22 protein-coding genes and 1 pseudogene are annotated in these 16,385 nt (G+C 63.6%); 7 read left to right on the top strand and 16 right to left on the bottom strand.

Annotated features, from left to right (window positions below; genetic code table 11):
- Nucleotides 1-18: 18 nt before the first annotated feature.
- The 6 genes and pseudogenes from EN786_RS21870 to EN786_RS21845 all read right to left on the bottom strand — a co-directional run bounded on the left by EN786_RS21870 (nt 19) and on the right by EN786_RS21845 (nt 6,492).
- Nucleotides 19-1,009, bottom strand: a pseudogene (locus EN786_RS21870) (substrate-binding domain-containing protein).
- Nucleotides 1,010-1,087: 78 nt separating this feature from the next.
- Entirely contained in the window at nt 1,088-2,161 is a 1,074-nt protein-coding gene (locus EN786_RS21865) for an ABC transporter permease (protein WP_245478264.1), read from the bottom strand.
- Complete coding sequence (locus tag EN786_RS21860) at nt 2,161-3,678, bottom strand: sugar ABC transporter ATP-binding protein (protein ID WP_127286444.1); 1,518 nt, start codon at nt 3,676-3,678, stop codon at nt 2,161-2,163. Before EN786_RS21860 ends, EN786_RS21865 begins: the two co-directional genes overlap by 1 nt.
- Nucleotides 3,675-4,673 carry a LacI family DNA-binding transcriptional regulator gene (locus EN786_RS21855; protein WP_127286443.1) on the bottom strand — a complete coding sequence of 333 codons (999 nt, stop codon included), beginning with the start codon at nt 4,671-4,673 and terminating at the stop codon, nt 3,675-3,677. Before EN786_RS21855 ends, EN786_RS21860 begins: the two co-directional genes overlap by 4 nt.
- Nucleotides 4,674-4,834: 161 nt before the next feature.
- Nucleotides 4,835-6,061: an anion transporter gene (locus EN786_RS21850; protein ID WP_127286442.1), complete on the bottom strand. Its 1,227-nt coding sequence runs from the start codon at nt 6,059-6,061 to the stop codon at nt 4,835-4,837.
- A 185-nt stretch (nt 6,062-6,246) separates the two neighbouring features.
- Nucleotides 6,247-6,492 carry a hypothetical protein gene (locus tag EN786_RS21845; protein ID WP_127286441.1) on the bottom strand — a complete coding sequence of 82 codons (246 nt, stop codon included), beginning with the start codon at nt 6,490-6,492 and terminating at the stop codon, nt 6,247-6,249.
- 268 nt (nt 6,493-6,760) lie between these two features.
- Between EN786_RS21845 and EN786_RS21840 the strand changes: the two genes are divergently transcribed.
- Nucleotides 6,761-7,015, top strand: a complete 255-nt coding sequence (locus EN786_RS21840; RefSeq protein ID WP_127286440.1) for a hypothetical protein — start codon at nt 6,761-6,763, stop codon at nt 7,013-7,015.
- 39 nt (nt 7,016-7,054) lie between these two features.
- On the opposite strand, the gene EN786_RS21835 is transcribed toward EN786_RS21840, so the two are convergent.
- Entirely contained in the window at nt 7,055-8,449 is a 1,395-nt protein-coding gene (locus EN786_RS21835; RefSeq protein WP_245478412.1) for a PAS domain S-box protein, read from the bottom strand.
- Nucleotides 8,450-8,696: 247 nt separating this feature from the next.
- Here EN786_RS21835 and EN786_RS21830 point away from each other — a divergent pair, with 247 nt between their 5' ends.
- From EN786_RS21830 to EN786_RS21810, 5 genes are all read left to right on the top strand, one after another.
- A complete protein-coding gene (locus tag EN786_RS21830) occupies nt 8,697-9,035 on the top strand; it encodes a hypothetical protein (RefSeq protein ID WP_127311445.1) in 339 nt (112 codons plus the stop codon).
- Between the two features lie 147 nt (nt 9,036-9,182).
- Nucleotides 9,183-9,350, top strand: a complete 168-nt coding sequence (locus EN786_RS21825; RefSeq protein WP_127287442.1) for a Thivi_2564 family membrane protein — start codon at nt 9,183-9,185, stop codon at nt 9,348-9,350.
- Between the two features lie 19 nt (nt 9,351-9,369).
- Nucleotides 9,370-9,681: a hypothetical protein gene (locus EN786_RS21820; RefSeq protein ID WP_245478413.1), complete on the top strand. Its 312-nt coding sequence runs from the start codon at nt 9,370-9,372 to the stop codon at nt 9,679-9,681.
- A 169-nt stretch (nt 9,682-9,850) separates the two neighbouring features.
- Nucleotides 9,851-10,321 (top strand): GFA family protein, encoded by a 471-nt coding sequence (locus EN786_RS21815; protein WP_127311446.1) that lies wholly within the window; start codon nt 9,851-9,853, stop codon nt 10,319-10,321.
- A gap of 475 nt (nt 10,322-10,796) precedes the next feature.
- Nucleotides 10,797-11,342: a hypothetical protein gene (locus tag EN786_RS21810; protein WP_135908853.1), complete on the top strand. Its 546-nt coding sequence runs from the start codon at nt 10,797-10,799 to the stop codon at nt 11,340-11,342.
- 8 nt (nt 11,343-11,350) lie between these two features.
- On the opposite strand, the gene EN786_RS21805 is transcribed toward EN786_RS21810, so the two are convergent.
- On the bottom strand, nt 11,351-11,620 hold the full coding sequence (locus tag EN786_RS21805) for a hypothetical protein (protein ID WP_127311448.1): 270 nt from the start codon (nt 11,618-11,620) through the stop codon (nt 11,351-11,353).
- 168 nt (nt 11,621-11,788) lie between these two features.
- Between EN786_RS21805 and EN786_RS21800 the strand changes: the two genes are divergently transcribed.
- Nucleotides 11,789-11,983 carry a hypothetical protein gene (locus tag EN786_RS21800; protein ID WP_126055200.1) on the top strand — a complete coding sequence of 65 codons (195 nt, stop codon included), beginning with the start codon at nt 11,789-11,791 and terminating at the stop codon, nt 11,981-11,983.
- Nucleotides 11,984-12,271: 288 nt separating this feature from the next.
- On the opposite strand, the gene msrA is transcribed toward EN786_RS21800, so the two are convergent.
- The 8 genes from msrA to EN786_RS37765 form a co-directional block, all read right to left on the bottom strand.
- Complete coding sequence (gene msrA / locus EN786_RS21795) at nt 12,272-12,790, bottom strand: peptide-methionine (S)-S-oxide reductase MsrA (RefSeq protein ID WP_127312217.1); 519 nt, start codon at nt 12,788-12,790, stop codon at nt 12,272-12,274.
- Between the two features lie 130 nt (nt 12,791-12,920).
- Complete coding sequence (locus EN786_RS21790; protein ID WP_127312218.1) at nt 12,921-13,820, bottom strand: ankyrin repeat domain-containing protein; 900 nt, start codon at nt 13,818-13,820, stop codon at nt 12,921-12,923.
- A 117-nt stretch (nt 13,821-13,937) separates the two neighbouring features.
- On the bottom strand, nt 13,938-14,261 hold the full coding sequence (locus tag EN786_RS21785; RefSeq protein WP_127392067.1) for a hypothetical protein: 324 nt from the start codon (nt 14,259-14,261) through the stop codon (nt 13,938-13,940).
- Complete coding sequence (locus tag EN786_RS21780; RefSeq protein WP_127287363.1) at nt 14,261-14,455, bottom strand: hypothetical protein; 195 nt, start codon at nt 14,453-14,455, stop codon at nt 14,261-14,263. The genes EN786_RS21785 and EN786_RS21780 overlap by 1 nt, the downstream gene beginning before the upstream one ends.
- On the bottom strand, nt 14,440-14,679 hold the full coding sequence (locus EN786_RS21775) for an ABC transporter permease (protein ID WP_127287362.1): 240 nt from the start codon (nt 14,677-14,679) through the stop codon (nt 14,440-14,442). Before EN786_RS21775 ends, EN786_RS21780 begins: the two co-directional genes overlap by 16 nt.
- Before the next feature lie 105 nt (nt 14,680-14,784).
- Nucleotides 14,785-14,988, bottom strand: coding sequence for a hypothetical protein (locus tag EN786_RS21770; protein WP_127287361.1), 204 nt, complete (start codon nt 14,986-14,988; stop codon nt 14,785-14,787).
- Nucleotides 14,985-15,674, bottom strand: coding sequence for a glycosyl hydrolase 108 family protein (locus EN786_RS37770; RefSeq protein WP_246688747.1), 690 nt, complete (start codon nt 15,672-15,674; stop codon nt 14,985-14,987). Before EN786_RS37770 ends, EN786_RS21770 begins: the two co-directional genes overlap by 4 nt.
- Entirely contained in the window at nt 15,590-16,042 is a 453-nt protein-coding gene (locus tag EN786_RS37765; RefSeq protein ID WP_189524301.1) for a terminase family protein, read from the bottom strand. Before EN786_RS37765 ends, EN786_RS37770 begins: the two co-directional genes overlap by 85 nt.
- Nucleotides 16,043-16,385: the final 343 nt, after the last annotated feature.

Genomic DNA, 16,385 nt, shown 5'->3' with positions numbered 1-16,385 from the left:
TCGAGTCTAGCGTGCTGCCTATTTGCCCATCAGCTGCTTGGCGTTCTCCGCCGTGATCGCCGTCGTCTCCACCGTCACCGTCGGCTCCACCGCGGTCGCGCAGTCGAGCAGGATCTTCTTCGACATCTCGATCGCTTCCTTGGCGCCGGTCGGATAGGTGAAGGTCGCCGCCCAGTCGCCCTTGGCGACGGCCTCGATGCCGCCGGCCGGGCCGGGCAGGCCGTCGGTGCCGATGATCTTGACGTCCTTGCCGGCGCCCTTGGCAGCCAGCAGCGCGCCCGCCGCCATCATGTCGTTCGAGGCGTAGAGCACCTTGATGTCGGGATGCGCCTGCAGCATGGCGGCAAAGGCGGTCTGGGCTTTATCCGGAACCCAGTCGGCGGCCTGCTCGGCGACGACCTGGATTTTGGCGTTCTCCTTCACGCCGTCCTTGAAGCCGTTGAGGCGCTCCACCGCCGGCGTCGAGCTCGGCAGGCCTTCCAGCACCGCCGTCTCGCCGCCGTCGGGCAGCAGCGTCTTTGCCGTGTACTTCCCGGCCTCGAGCGCGATCTTGTAATTGTCGCCGCCGATGAAGGCGGTGTAGTCCTTGCCGGGATCGCCGACCGTCTTGCGGTCGAGCTCGATCACCGGAATGCCGGCATCCATGGCGCGCTTGACGGCCGGCGTCAGAGGGGCGGCCTCGAAGGGCGAGATCAGCAGGAGATCGACCTTCTGAGTGATGAAGTTGTCGACCTGCGACGTCTGCGTGTTGACGTTGCCGGCGCCGTCGGCGATCTGCAGCGTGAACTGCGGAACGTCCTTGGCCGCGGCCGTCAGCTCGTCATTGACGTGCTGGCGATAGGGCTCGGCGTTGTTGGCCTGCGAAAAGCCGATGACGAACTGGCCGTCCTTGGCGCAGGCCTTGACCATCGGGGCGGCGGCCTGGGCGGTGCTTGGCGATGCACAGGCCTGCGCCTGCCAGAAGCGCGGCCTTGAGGGCACGCTTCGATCCTCTCAGTGTGGTTTTCATGCTCACTCTCCTCCTCGTCTGGCCGGGGGCGGACAGACCTTTGGTTTCAGTCTCGGGGGTATGCTTGCCGCCGGCCTCCTACCTGCCCAATCCCTCGCGGCGGCGAACGAGGGATTGGAGCACTGCCGCCAGCACGATGATCGCGGCGGTCGCGAGCAGCTGCGTGGCTGGGGTGATGTTGTTGAGCTGAAGGATGTTGGCGAGCGCACCGAGCATGATGGTGCCGGCGACGGTGCCGACCATCGAGCCGGCGCCGCCGAACAGGCTGGTGCCGCCGATGACGACGGCGGCGATCGCCGTCAACTCGTAGCCCATGCCGTCATTGGCGCTGCCGAAATTGAACTGGCCGGCATGCACGATACCGGCAAGTGCTGAGGCAAAGCCAGTGATGGCGTAGACCGAGATCTTCACCATCGACACCGGCACGCCGGAAATGCGCGCGGCGCGCTCGTTGCCGCCGACGGCAAAGACGTAACGGCCGAAACGCGTGGTGTTGAGCACCACCGTGGCGATCGCGGCAAAGGCGATGAAGACGATGGTTGCCACCGGCACTGTGTTGTCGAACAGCCGCTCGCCCAGCACCGCGAACACCGGCGGCGCCAGGCCCGGGCCCTCGCCATAGGAGATGTTGATGTACTGGTTGCCGGAAACGATGAGCGCAAGGCCCCGCGCCGCCTGCAGGCCGGCGAGCGTGACGATGAACGGTTCCAACCGGAAGCGGGTGGAGATCGTGCCCTGGACGATGCCGAAGGCGATGCCCATGGCGAGCACGGCCAGAATGGTCGGGATCAGTCCGAAGCCGCCGGAGATCATCATCGTTGCGGTCACCACGGCGGACAGGCCGAGCACCGCGCCGACCGAGAGATCGATGCCGGCGGTGATGATGACGAAGGTCATGCCGATGGCGATGATGCCGGTCTCGGACACGGCGCGCACGATGTTGGCGATGTTGTCGGGGTTGAGGAACAGGATCTCGCCATGGCGCCTGGGCGAGAAGATGACGCCGCCGATCGCCACCAGCACGAGGCCGATCAGGCTCTGGAAGCGCACGATGATCGCCAGCGGATCGACGCGCCTCGCCGCCGGAGCAGCGGGTACCGAAGGGCTTGAAGCTGCCGGGCTGGCAGCCACCGAAATCTTCTGGTCCGACATCAGGCCTCCCTGCCGTTTGCCGCGGCAAGCACGGTGTGCTCGTCGACGCCGCCAATGAATTCCGCCACGTTGCGCCCCTGGCGCAGCACCACGATGCGGTCGCAAAGTCCAATCAGCTCCGGCATCTCGCTGGAGGCGACCAATATGCCGAGCCCCTGCGCCGCGAGTGCTCTCAGCCGCGCATAGATTTCGCCCTTGGCGCCGACATCGACGCCGCGGGTCGGCTCGTCGAGGAGCAAGAGCCGCGGATTGCCGAGAATTTCCTTGGCCAGCACCACCTTCTGCTGGTTGCCGCCCGAAAGCGCGCCGACGGAAATGTCCGGGTTCTTCGGACGGATGTCGAACTGGCCGAACGACTGTCTCACCGCTTCCGCCTGGCGGCGCGGCGACATCAGGCCGGCCGGCGAGATGCGGCGGATCACGGACATGACCAAGTTGAGGCCGACGGCCATTCGCAGCATCAGGCCGCTGCCGCGCCGGTCGTCGGTGACGAAGGCGATGCCGGCCTTGCGCGCCGCGTCGATGGAGTCGAGTTTCACGGGCTTGCCGTCGACTGCGACCTCGCCCTGCCAGCGTCCGGCGAGACCGGTGCCGTAGAGCGCGGACAGCAGTTCGGTGCGCCCTGCTCCCATGATGCCGGCCAGGCCGACGATCTCGCCCTCCTTGACCTCGAGCGAAATCCCGCTCGGCGGCTGCCAGCCGGCGCTTTCACGGGCGAGCCTGAAGCTGGCATCCTTGAGGCTGAGCAGCGTCTTGCCGGCGCTTCTGGCGCGCGCCGGGTAGAGTTCATCCAGCGAGCGGCCGACCAGAAGTCGAACCAGTTCGGCCTGCGGCGCGTGCGGCTCGGTGACGCCGGCGACGCGGCCGTCGCGCATCACCGTCACGCGGTCGGCGATCTCAGGCACTTCCTCCAGCCGGTGCGAAATGTAGACGATGCCGACGCCGGTAGCGGCGAGCTTGCGCATGATGTCGAACAGGCGCTCGACCTCTCCGACGGTGAGCGCGGCCGTCGGCTCGTCCATGATCAGCACGCGCGAGGCATAGGACAGCGCCTTGACGATCGCCACCACCTGGCGCTGGCCGATGGAGAGGTCGGCGACGAGGCGCGCGGGGTCGATGGCGAGTTCGATCGCCTCAAGCCGCCGCTTCGCCTCGCGGCGCATCGCGGGCACGTCGAGCAGGCCGCCCGGTCGCATCAATTCGCGGCCGAGGAAGAGGTTCGCCGCGACATCGAGCGAGGGCACCAGGTCGAGTTCCTGGAAGATTGTGGCGATGCCGGCTGCCTGCGCCTCGCGCGGGTTGTTGAAGGTGACCGGCTTGCCGTCGATCTGGATTTCGCCCTCGTCCGGCGTGTAGACCCCAGAGAGAAGGTTCATCAGCGTCGACTTGCCGGCGCCGTTCTCGCCAAGCAGCGCGTGAATCTCGCCGGGCTTGAGGTCGAAGTCGACGCCGCGCAGCGCCTGCACGCCGCCGAAGCGTTTCACCGCACCGGTGACCGAAAGCAGCGGCGCGCTCATCTCGGCCTCGCGCAGGACTGGCGTGCCTGCAGCCTTGCCTGCAGCCGCACGGCACGCGGCGCTGCGTGGCTGGAGGCGATGCGCTCGCTGAGCAGCGCCGCCGCCTGGTGCCCGATCTCGGTGCAGGGCTGTTCGACCAGCGTCAGGCGCGGCTCGAAGCAGTCGGCCCATTCGAAATCGTCGAAGCCGACCAGCGACAGGTCGCCGGGAATCGAAAGACCCTTCTCGCGGATGGCGCGGACTGCCCCGATCGTCGTCATGTTGTTGCCGGTGACCAATGCGGTGGGCGGCGTCGGCAAGGCCAGGATCGCATGCGTCGATGCCGTGGCGCTCGCCGTGTCGACATTCTCCGGCGAGACATAGCGCGGCAGGCATTCAAGTCCATTGGCGGCGAGCGATGCGCGAAACGCCTCGATGCGCTCGCGCGTGGTGGCCAGCCCCGGCTGGCCGGCAATATAGCCGATGCGCTTGTGGCCGAAGGACACGACATGGTCGATGAGGGCTTGCATCGCCGTGTCGTTCTCGACACCGATCTGGTCGAAGCGGTCGTCGGCGAAGCGGTCGATCAAAACGCAGGGCAGCTTCTTTTCGGCGAGATAGTCGATGGCGCGCTCGGGCGAGCCAGACGGCGCCAGGATGACGCCGTCGACGCGGCGCTGGTGGAAGGCGCGCACCACCTGAAGCTCGCGGTTCGGGTCTTCCTGCGTGTCGGAGAGGAACACCATCAGGCCGAGCCGGGCGCATTCGGCCTCGACCGCGCAGATGATGTCGGTGAAGTAAGGATTGGAAATCGCCGAGATGGCGAGCCCGACGCTGCGGGTCGAGGCGACCTTCAGCGAGCGCGCCAGTTCGTTGGGCTGATAGCCCATGGCGGCGATGGCCTCGTTGATCAGTCTCGCCTTCTCGGGCGAAACAAAGCGGGTGCCGTTGACAACGTGCGAGACGGTCGACACCGAGACGCCGGCGCGGCGCGCGACCTCAGCCATTGTCGGCATGACGGCTCGTGTGGAGTGCCCGCAAGCGCTCCTCCCTTGATTGCGTTTCCCGACCGCTCTTCGGCGGATTTATGGAAACCATAGAGCCATCGAAACGTTTGCGCAATCGATTCGATAAAAGCTCGCGACAAATTTTTTGTCGCGGGCTGAAAACTTGGAAATCAGGTGGTGAAAGCCAACCAGGCCGTGCCGGCGGCAAGCGTGACCAGCGTCAGCGGCAAGCCGACCTTGAAGAAGGCGGAGAAGGAAAGCTCCTTGCCCGCCGCCTTGGCCTGCTCGGCGACGATCAGGTTGGCGACAGAGCCGAGCAGCGTGAAATTGCCGGCCAGCGTCGAGCTCATCGCGACCACCAGCCAGGCGCGCTCGGGGTTTTCAAGCCCGGGGACAAAGGGCCTCAACGCCAGCACCGCCGGCACGTTGCTCATGATGTTGGAGAGCACGGCGGTGAAGCCGGAGAGCCGCCAGACATCGTCGAGTCCGATGTTTTTCGCCCAGGCGATCATCTCGGGCGTCAGCAGCGTCTTTTCGGCGCCGGCCACGACCACGAACAGGCCGGCGAACATGAACAGCAGCGGGCCGTCGATCTCCCGGTAGATGCGATGCGGCTTGATCGCGCGGGTGACGAGCAGGAAGGCGCCGGCAATCAGCGCCGCCTTGGCAACCGCAACGCCGGCGAAGAACGCAACCGCCAGCATGACGCAGACGATAACCGCCTTCAGCACCTGACCCGGCAGCATGCGGCCGCGATAGACTTCGGGACTGAGGTCCACGGTGCGGGCGAATTCGGCGCGGTAGGCGATGCGCAAGATGACGATGACGGCGAGAAGGCCGAACAGCGCCACCGGCGCGAGAGCGGCCGAAAAGGCAGGATAGGAAATGCCGGACAGCGCGCCGATCACCATGTTCTGCGGGTTGCCGGTGATGGTGGCGACACTGCCGCAATTGGAAGCCGTGCAGGTGGCGATCAGATACGGAACCGGGTTGCGGTTGATGACGCGCGTGACATGGACGACGATCGGCGCCATCACCAGGCAGATTGCGTCATTGACCAGGAAGGCCGAGAGCACGCCTGTCAGCAGCGTCACCATGACCAGGAGCATGAACGGCGCGTGCGCATGCTCGATGGCAAAGCCGCCGAGCGCGCGGAAGGCGCCCGAAACCTTCAGATGCGCGACCACGATCATCATGCCGAGCAGCAGCGTGATCGTATCGAAGTTGATGGCGCGGTAGGCATCCTCCATGCTGATCGCGCCGACGGCGATCATGGCTGCGCCACCGAGCAGCGCAATGCCGGCGCGATCGAGGCGCAGGCCCGGAAAGCGGCCAACGGCGACACCGGCATAGGTCAGGATGAGGATCAAAAGTGCCGCCGCGCCAGTCCATGTCATTGGCAGAAGTTCCGTCCGAACTCGCCGCTCCCCGGCAGATTCTGCCCGGCGGCATTCTTCGCTCCACCTTTAGCAAGCGGGCGGCAAAGCGAAAGCGGTGGAAGCGGTTGTGCGGTTGAAACTTTTCGTGCGACCCGACGATAAGGCCGCGGCGTCCGAACAAGACAGGCGGGTTTGCTCAGTGGCTAGTCTGCAACCGGCTTGCCCTCGGCGCTATCGTTGCGTTCCGGCTCCAGAATTCCAAACTCCTGCGATTTCAGCCCCTGCTCGGCCTTGAGGAACCCTTCCGCGGCAAGGCCGCGCCGTAGCAGTTCCCGCACGGCCGCCGACCGGCTCGGCATACGCTTTTCGAAGCGCCAGTTTTCCAGTGCAGCCAATTCGTCAGCCGTCAGCATGATCTGGAGCCGTTCAGGTCGTTCCAGTTCGCCCATTTGTGCCTCCGCCAAGACCAAAATGCAGTGAGTTAGTATCTGGCTCACTAACAGTAAAATTAGGATTTGACGCACATCCCGTCAAGGGTGAGCGATGGGTGATCGGCGCAAAGGCCCAACGATGAGGACAAGGCATCGACCAAGCAATCAACAGACTATACTAACTAATTGATTTTATTTCAATATTTTTGACATTGCGCTTGCTATCGCAATGTGTCGGGCGCATGCTCGAAAATGAGGGAAAACGCCTCACCGGAAGGCAACTGCCATGCGCGACAGCTATTCAAGCCAATTGCGGGAAGACCTCAACTCCCTGGTCCTGGCCGCGATCCATTCCACGGGCGTGGTCAATGTCGCTGTCGTGGCTGAGCGTGTGCGTCTGCGAAACCTCGACGAAAACGTCGCGCGCGAAGACCTCGAATATATGGTCGTGCAAATAGCCGAAACGTATGGGGCAGCCATGGAGTTCGACTGCGCGCTTGTCGCCGAGATGGCCGAGCGCGCCTGTTCGGCGACGCAGTAAGGAGAGGATGTCAGCACGAAGTTTCGGCCGGTCGCGCCGTCAATCCATCTCGTCAAGAGAGTTTTTCACGTATCGCAAAGGCGCTTCGAGCCTCCAGCTTACACCGTGCTCGCCGAACTCCAGCTGTCCGGTGCCGCCCAGCGCCTGCGGCGCGATCCGTTTCAGCACAACCGATCCGAATCCGCGACGTGTCTCTCCGTCCAAGGGCGGTCCATCGTGCTCGTGCCAGACAAGCCCGAAGGTTTCCTCGCCATCGGCGGCGGTGGTTATGGCCCATTCGATCTCGACCTGCCCGACCGGGTTAGACAAGACCCCGTACTTTGCCGAATTTGTCGCCAGTTCGTGGAAGGCGATGCCGAGATATTGGACGGCGTTCGGCTTGAGCATAATCACCGGCCCCTTTGCCGACAGGCGCGACTGCGCCGCGAAGACCCTTACCTGCGCCTCGACCAGTTCGGCGACCGTCGCGCCGCGCCACTCGGCATTGACAAGCAGATCGTGCGATTCCGAAAGCGCCAGGATGCGTTCGCGCACCTGTTCCAGAAAGACCTCCGGGCTGCTCGCTTGTTTGCTCGTCTCGCGGATCATCGAGATGATGACCGAATACTGGTTCTTCACGCGATGATTGACCTCGCGCATGAGCAGGCGGATGCGCCGTTCGCTCTCCTTGTGAGAGCTGATGTCGCGCGCGATTTTGGACGCGCCGATGATCCTGCCGATGCCGTCGCGTATCGGCGAGACGGTCAGCGAAACAGGAATGCGCGTGCCGTCCTTGCGCTGGCGCACCGTCTCGTAGGACGGCACGACCTCGCCGGCGCGAATGCGGGTGATGATCGAGACCTCCTCATCCAGGTGGTCGGGCGGGATGAGGATGGTCACCGGCCGGCCGATCGCCTCCGCCGGCGTGTAGCCGAAGAGGCGCTGCGCCGCGTCGTTCCAGCTGGTGATGATGCCGTTTATGTCCTTTGAAACGATCGCATCCATCGATGACTCGACAATGGAGGCAAGCCGCGTGCGGGCTTCGTCCGCCATGGTCTGCGTGCGCAGGTCGAGCAAGGTGTTGATTGCGCCGATCGTGTCACCGGTCTCGTTGCGAAGCAGGACGGGATGTGCGCTGAATGGGATGAGTTCCCCGTTGGGCCGCTCGGCAATCGCCCGCCCCCAGCGAACGTCCTTTTCTTCGCGCAAGGCAATGGCCATCGGGCATTCGTCGTGCGCCATCTTGCGACCGTCGAGATGACGCAGCTTCCACGATCCGCACCACCGATCCTCGTTGAGGACGGGACGATGCCCCCAAAGTTCGGCTGCGGCTTCGTTGAAGAATGTGATGAGGCCTTGCTTGTCGGTGGTGTAGACGGCGACTGGCAGCGCCTGCAGCAGATCGAAGGCATGGGCGCCCGGGAGCCCGATGCCGCCATGTTCAATCGTATCCACCGACCCCCTCGCCTTTCGATGCTGGAAAATTAACTCGACAAGGAATGCGCGTGAGGGATTTCGGTTCCCGGCGCGCGGTGTCCGGCCGCGAACGCCGGTTCCCGACTACGCTTGCGCAGTCGTCAGGGGCGGCAGGAGGTGTCGGCGACCTCCCCATCCAAATGAACTTGCGAGGGAACCATCACCGGCGCGAGCGGTTCCCCCAAAAGTCGCGACGCGACGAAGCCACAACCAAATGGAGACCGCCATGACCATGAGAATCCTCGCAGCCGCCTTGCTGACGCTTGGCCTCGGCACATCGGCGATGGCCCAGACCGCTGGCGACACGGCCGGCTCAGGCATGGCCGACGGCAGTGGAAAATCGGTTGTCGTCGACCCCGATGGCCCCAACACGGTCGATCCGAACGGCCCCAATGCCATCGATCCCACGCCGACCTACAGCATCGACGGCATGAGCCCCTATGCGACGAGCCCGACCCCGGATCAGAACTGTCCGGTCGGCCCGCAGGGCGCACAGCCTGACGCAACCGGGACATCGCCCGGGACAAGCACACCGACGGTGAACGACAATCATTGCGGCAAGTAACCGGCGTAGCGCCGAACTGAGGCCGCGAGCCGCCTGGCTTCGCGGCCTCCGCCGTTTCCAGCCGGGAACCGATCCGGCCGCTACGACGTTTGCCAATTTGTTTGTTCGTAAACATTTGAGCTCGAAACGATACCAGGGAGACAGGACGTGGCTTCATCGGCGCTCATCGGCATCCTGATCACGTTCCTGGTGATCATCCTCGTGCTCTACCTCGTCCAGCGCCTCCCGCTTGACGGCCGCACGCGACAGATCGCGCAGATCGTCGTTATCATCATCGGCATCGTTTCGCTGTTGAAGTATCTGGCCGTTTTCTGATCGTTTCTCTAAGAGAAGGATGTTCAAGCTGGGGTTGCCGATGAAGGCTCGTTCGATCGCATGGATTGCCGGCGCGTTGTTGTGTGCCGCCACCACGGCTCATGCCCGCCCCGACACGCGTGCAATGAGCTGCGAACAGGTACGGTCGCTGATCCAAAGCCAGCGTGCGGCCGTGCTGACCACCGGCCAAAACACCTACGAGCGCTATGTGCGCCAGTTCGGCAATGAATGCGACTGGCCGGAGGTGCCCACCGCCGCCTCCGTTCCGACGCGCGACGGCCAGTGCCGCGTCTACCGCTGCCAGGAGCCGGTTTTCGACTTCCCGAACTGACAACTCGCCGAAGCTGACAACCTGCGCAAACTGATTGCGGTGGCGTCGCCCTCGACGCCGCGCAGCGTGGAACCGTTTGCGCCTCGCGCGAATTGATTCGGGTTAGACATTTCCCGGCATGTTGTCGCGGCCGGCTGACCAGAGCGGCGCGACCCAGGAGGAAACAGCCATGTCCAGTGATGTCAGGCGCAGCGGCAGCTGCCTATGCGGCGGTGTCCAGTTCTCGGTGACGGGCGAGCCGCTTCGGATCGGGCTTTGCCACTGCAAGGATTGCCGCAAGACCAGCGGATCGGCCTACCAGGCCTTCGCCATCTGGCCGCTCGAAGCCTTCGAGACGGCCGGCATCGTCAGCACCTATGGCGGCAGAAGTTTCTGCCCGACCTGCGGCGGCCGCGTAACCACTGTCGGCGAGGAGGAAGTCGAAGTGATGCTCGGTAGCCTAGATGTGGCGCCGACGGAGCTCGAGCCCACCTACGAACTGTGGATCGTGAGGCGCGAACACTGGCTGCAGCCGTTGCCCGGCGCGCAGCAATTCGAACACGATCGCGTCGATGGCGAATCGCCGGCAGACGAGCCGGGAACTACGGCGGACAGTAACGAGGCGCCCTCGGACAACCTACTCCAGCGCAAGCTGGCCTAAGAGGCAGGCCGGCTTCCATCTGGATCGACGGGTAAATCGGCTTGCATTTTGCAACCGATGGTCGGTTTGCCGCTGCCCCAATGCTCAGTTAAGATTCGACTTGCGGTGGACTTCTGGAAACCGCTTTGGCCGGCGCGGTTCAGGCAACGTTCCCAACATTGCCGCGTCGGCCTCGCAGCCGTGCGGAGTTGTTCTTCAGGCAGACCGGCACAACCTTTGCTATTATTTTGCCAGTCTTGTAGCTTGGTTATCTTGTGAAGTACCAAGTTATGGTTGCGCTACCAGGCCAGACATTCTTTCCATGAAAGAAAATTCTCCCCAAGTTATTTTTTTCACGACATCAATTACGCTACCCAAGTACGCAAACCCTCTGACGCAACGTGATCCTTGATGGTCTTGTACAAAAGGCCACCTTGTTTCTTTTCGCCTATGTTACATACTATTGCGAATCTTGAAGCCGAACGGGGCGGTTTTCATGGCGGCGATGCCTGCAGGAGGTCGCAGCGTTCATCTGCGATATCCACCGATCGACGGGTTCTGGACCTGGGACATCAAGCGAAACCGTGTCTACGGTGACGCCAACCTCTCCGACTATTTCGGACTCACGCTCGAGGAGTTCTCGCGTGGCGCTCCCCTCGAAAGATGCATGGAAAGCATCGAGGCCGAGGACCGGCTGCGGGTCAATGTTGCGATCCGCCGGGCGGTAGAGCGCCGATCGAGCTTCCGCGAGGTCTGCAAAGTTCGTTCGGAGAAGATGGGCCTTCGCAAGATCCTGGCAGTCGGCCAATGCTATGTCGACAGCCTTGGAGAAGCGGCTGTCTATCCCGGCTGGTTCGTCGACCTGACGCAAGAAGAGGATTGCGAGGAGGCCTCCTTGCGCGAGATCCATCAGCATATCGAGCAGGGCAAGGAAATCTCGCGATCGATCGGACAGGATCTGCTGTTCTACTTGCTGGACAATGCCCACGAAGAGGTGCAGCTGCGTCTTGGCGGCGGATCGAGGAGGCGCAAATCCTCCTAGCGCGCACCCTAGCTTCCGGGCGGACCCTTGCCGTGCTTGCTGACTTCGGCAGTGACCAGACGGGCGAAATGCGACTGCGGCGAGCGCCGCTCAAGCAACTTGGCACGTTCGAGCGCCGTGTCGCCGTAGAATTGGACCAACACCGCGGCCGCGCTGGCCGCGTCTGCCTTCAGCTTGCCGATATCGGACTGCTCGCTGTGGCTCGAAGGGCCGTTCCTGGCAATCACATCCAGCATGGCTTGCAACTTGTCAGGAGTGCTGCCCTCGTCTTCGTGCATCGTCGCGGTCCGATTGGTCGCGCAAAATATCGACATTTCCGAAGAATGTCCAACAGCTTCGTTGATCGGACGCCGACACAACCGAGCACAGCTTCGCCGTGAGTCTCGCCAAAATCTTGATGCAAGCAACAGTCAGCCAGAATTCACATGCAGACATTGGGGGCAGCGATGGACCAGCCGAGCAAAATGGAAAACCTGCAGTTTGCGCAGGGGATCTTGCGTGAACTGCGTCAGAAAGCCGAAGCCGATGGCGAGAAGCTTCTGACCTATCTGATCGACATGGCTTATCTCGAAACCAGCGACCGCATCCGCGCGCACTGGATCGGGAACCATGAAAGCGACGGCCGTCGCGCCAAGGGCTAGATCCGGACGGCATTGGCGGCCGCGGCGGGAGCCCCGGGCGTTGCCGGGACCTGAACGCAAAAAAGCCCGCCGTGCCTTCTGGCACGACGGGCGAAATTGGTGGGATCGGCAAGTCCAGGCCGAGTTATCGACACAAGCAAGCCCGCGCCTCTCGCAGGGGACGCGGGCTGGATCGGGATGCCGGCCCCGATCAGGCAGCAAACCGTTACGCGCTGCCGGGGGATGAACTCTTAGCCAGAACTAATGTTCCGGCGCAGGCGGGAAAAACCTGCCGAGCACCGATCGGGCTTACGACGCCGCCTTTTCACGAACCGGAAGCTTCCACCCCGGCCTGACGAAATGGCAGGTATAGCCGTTCGGATATTTCTCCAGATAGTCCTGATGCTCGGGTTCGGCTTCCCAGAAAGGGCCGACCGGCGCGACCTCGGTGACGACCTTGCCCGGCCACAGGTGCGAGGCCTCGACATCGGCGATGGTGTCGTCGGCAACCCGCTTCTGGTCGTCGCTGGTATAGTAGATCGCCGAGCGATAGCTCATGCCGACATCGTTGCCCTGACGGTTCTTGGTCGTCGGATCGTGGATCTGGAAGAAGAATTCGAGCAGCGTGCGGTAGCTGATCCTGGCCGGATCGAAAATGATCTCGATGGCCTCCGCATGGGTGCCGTGGTTGCGGTAGGTGGCGTTGGGCACGTCGCCGCCGCTGTAGCCGACACGGGTCGAGATCACACCCGGATAGCGCCGGATCAAATCCTGCATGCCCCAAAAGCAGCCGCCAGCAAGCACCGCTCGTTCGGTGGAAGTCGCCATATCATATCTCCCTTGGATTTCTCCATAGATGGGGATTGTGGCGCTCTTCGTCCAGCCGCTCAAGCGTCCTGGTAAGGCCGCAGCGGCGACAGCCGCCTGGATTGAGGACGGGAGGACATCAAAATCAATTCTAGGGAAGCGGCAACGGTGTGTCACTCAAGGTCCGCAGGTATGCGATGAGGTCCGCTCGCTGCTTCTCGTCCTGCAGGCCCGGGAAAAGCATATCTGTTCCAGGCAACGCGAGCGCGGGATTTGAGATGAACAAATTGAGTTCCTCAAAAGTCCAATCGCCACCGGCATCCTTTAGACTCGACGAATACTCGACATCGCCTTGCGAGGCCTTCGGCCGCCCTACGATGCCCCACAGATTGGGCTTGGGATTCTTGACCCCCGGCACGACAAGATGACAAGTCCCGCACGTCTTGCCGAAAAGTTCTTTGCCCGATTCAGCGTTCGCCGATGCAAGTCGTGCCGAAATCGGCGCAATGGCCGGTCGGCTGGCGCCATGACTGCGCAAGTAGGCCACGACGTCGTCGTGACCACTCAGCTTGGCCAGATGTATGGGCGGACTTCCATTCGATGTCAGCGCGTTGACCTCTGCTCCGGCATCCACGAGATGGATGACGCACTGGAGGCAGCCATTCTCGGCAGCTACGTGAAGCGGCGTTTGCGCTTTCGCCACCTGATTTGGGTCGGCCCCGTTGTCGAGCAACAGCTTCACGATGTCAGCGTACCCGCCCTTGTTGGCGGCGTAGAGCGGCGTTCTTTGCCAACTGACGGGCAGGCTAACGTCCGCCCCACGCTTGATCAGAAGTTGTGCTAACTCGACATTTCCTTTTTCGCAGGCGATGTAGAGCGCCGTAACACCGTCAATTTCGTTAATGGCGGCGCCTTTGTCCAAGGCGGAAGCCACCGCTGCGACGTCGCCCTTCTTGACAAGATCATTCAAGTTGTTCGCCTGGGCGGGCAGTGTAAAAAGCCAAAGGACCCACAAAGTCCTTACTACGCAGATGCGTCCCAGCTTGATCATTGTGCCCTCTCATTGGTCAGAAAAAGCGCACAGGTTTGGCTCCGATTGCGGCTCCATGCACAGAACAAATATTAGCAGATGCTTATTCGAAGACCAAGGAGCGCGCGGCGCGGCAGATCACTCTTCGCTTGTCGGCTTGAATTTCCGCACAACGACCTCGAACAGAATGTCCGAGATCCACATCGCCGAGACGCCGATCAGGAAGGCGGCAGCCAAGGTCGTGGTGTCGTCGGCAGGATCGGGGATCGGCAGGCCGCTTGCCTTGAACCAGGCCACGGCCGGCAGCGTCAGATAGGCGGCGGCAAGCGCGCCGCAGATCGGCGAAGCGATCATTTCGCGCAGCTTGTAGCGGTGACGCGACAGGGCCCGCAATGCGCCGCCTGCCAGCCCCGCGGCCACCACAGGGCCCTTGATGCCCAAGAGATCGAACAGATCCTGCATCAGGGCCTCCAGCCGCAGAGTTTCTGGCCCTTGCGATTGTGCGCGAGCAGTGCCCTCGCTTCCTCGTCCGACAGCGCGTCAACAGCTTTGGCGGAGAGGCGCAGCGGCCTGGAAACGGCGCAGAAGCCGCCAGTGCTCGTGGTACATCCGGCCAAAGCCGCGGCAAGCAGCATGACAATCAATCCCTTGCCCATGCCTTCAACTCCTGTTTGGCCGCGCCCGCGGGCAGCGCGCCGATGTCGTTGTCGACCCGGTCGGCGAGCGCGCGGGCCGCTGCCTCGGATTTGGCCTGCCTGCTGCGCTCGGTCTCGGCCCCGGCGAACCGCTGGCGAAAGCCCCAGCCGAGCGCGGCGACGACCGAGGCCAGCAGGCCAAGGATCGCGGGATTGTCGGACAGAAAAGAAAGAAGCGCCGTCATGACAGCCACCACGCGACAAGTGCCGCAACGATGAGGAGCGCGCCCGCCAGCCAGGGCAGCGCCTGGTGCAGGAGTTCGGTCAAGACCTCGTTCATTTGGACCCCCTCACCTTTGCCAGTGGAACTTGCGAGCGAGCAGATACCAGGCCTCGGTGACCAGGCTGATCGCCAGGCCGATGCCGGTTTCGAGCGCCATCTGGATGTCGGGGTCGCCCGACAGGGCGGCAGCGTCGCCGGCGCCGAGCAGGCCGCGGGCGACGAGGATCGCCGCGCCGTAGCGCAGCGCGATGCGGATGATGACGGCAATCATGATTTCTTGCCTCCAAGGATCGGTTTGAAAATGGCGAGCAATAGCCGCCAGAACGCATTGCCGACGGGCGCGGCGAGATTGGGCGTTGCCTCTGGATGTGCGGCTTCAGTCGAAGGCGCGGACGAGGCCGGCGGTTTGGCCACCGACAACAGCAGCGCCTCGGCCCGTACCGAGCCGACCCGTTGGCTCCAGCCCCGGCCAAAGGTCGGCCAGGTCGACAGCCGCTTGAGAAACGCCAGACGCGCGTCGCACAGCTCATCGATGACGACATCGGCGGGCCGGGCCCTGACGGCACCGAGCGTGGCCGGACCGATCCGGCCGTCCTCGGTGGCGCCGACGATCGCCTGGAGGCATTTCGCTGCCCTGCCCGGCCCGCTGTTCACGGCAAAGTCGAACACGGCATAGTCGAGGCCGGCGGGGAGTTCGGCGCCGGCGACGGCATCCCAGTAGAAGCGGCGGTAGAGGCGAAATTCCTCGAACCAGTCGAGCAGCGTCGAAAACACCTTGAAGCGGCCGGACTGCATGCGGTCGAGCATCTCCATCAGCCCGGCCTCGACCGAGACCGAGCCGTCGGCGAAGCGGGCGTGGTTGCCGAGCATGTTCAGGCCGTGCGCGGCGTATTGCCTGGCGAGCGCGGTGCCTGCGCCTTCCAGCGTCTCGCGGCGGCCGTCGCGCGGCATGCCCATGGCAGCCATTCGCCCCAGGGTTTCAGGGCGAGCGCCTGCATCGCCGGTGTCTGCTGCGAGGCGCGCGCCGCCTTGGTGACGTAGACGACATCGGCCTCGCTGTCCCAGGCGAGCTCGACCGCGGCCGAGGGATGGTCCCAGCCGAAATCGAGCGCGCCGATGCGCGGCCACCAGCGCGGCAGCCGGAACGGCTCGCAGGCGATCATCTCCTCCGGCACCGGAAAGATGCGGCCCGAGCCCAGCACCGGAACGCCCTTCGCCCGCGCCTCGCGCTCATGCTCGGGATAGGCGGCGATGATCGCCGCGCGCTCGGCCGGCGTGTAGTGCTCGGCGTCGTCGATGGTCATGAAGGTGACGTGTCGGGACATGGCGGTCCTTTCCCTTCTCCCCTTGTGGGAGAAGGTGGATCGGCGCTCAGCGCCGAGACGGATGAGGGGTGCGCGAAGGAACACGGCGGCAGTGATTTTGCGGACGCCGGCGTCAAGCTGGAACACCCCTTGTGTGTCTGGAATCGTGCATTGTTGAGGGGTGCCACGGACCAGGTGCTTGCCTGATCCGTGGCGGCGGTCGAGAGCCCGTCACCCCTCAGGTAGCCTAAACCGTGGATGAGCTGGGGCCCGACCGCCTTCTTTTGTGAACCCGAACAGTTGCAAGGGGCAAGCCCCCGCACACAAGGAAGGGACCGAGAAGATGGCTGCAGGAACGGTTCAG

Source organism: Mesorhizobium sp. M4B.F.Ca.ET.143.01.1.1, from assembly GCF_004792275.1.
GTDB classification, from domain to species: Bacteria; Pseudomonadota; Alphaproteobacteria; order Rhizobiales; family Rhizobiaceae; genus Mesorhizobium; species Mesorhizobium abyssinicae.
The sequence above is the reverse complement of the archived record's forward strand: the minus strand, read 5'-3'. Positions and strand labels throughout refer to the sequence as shown.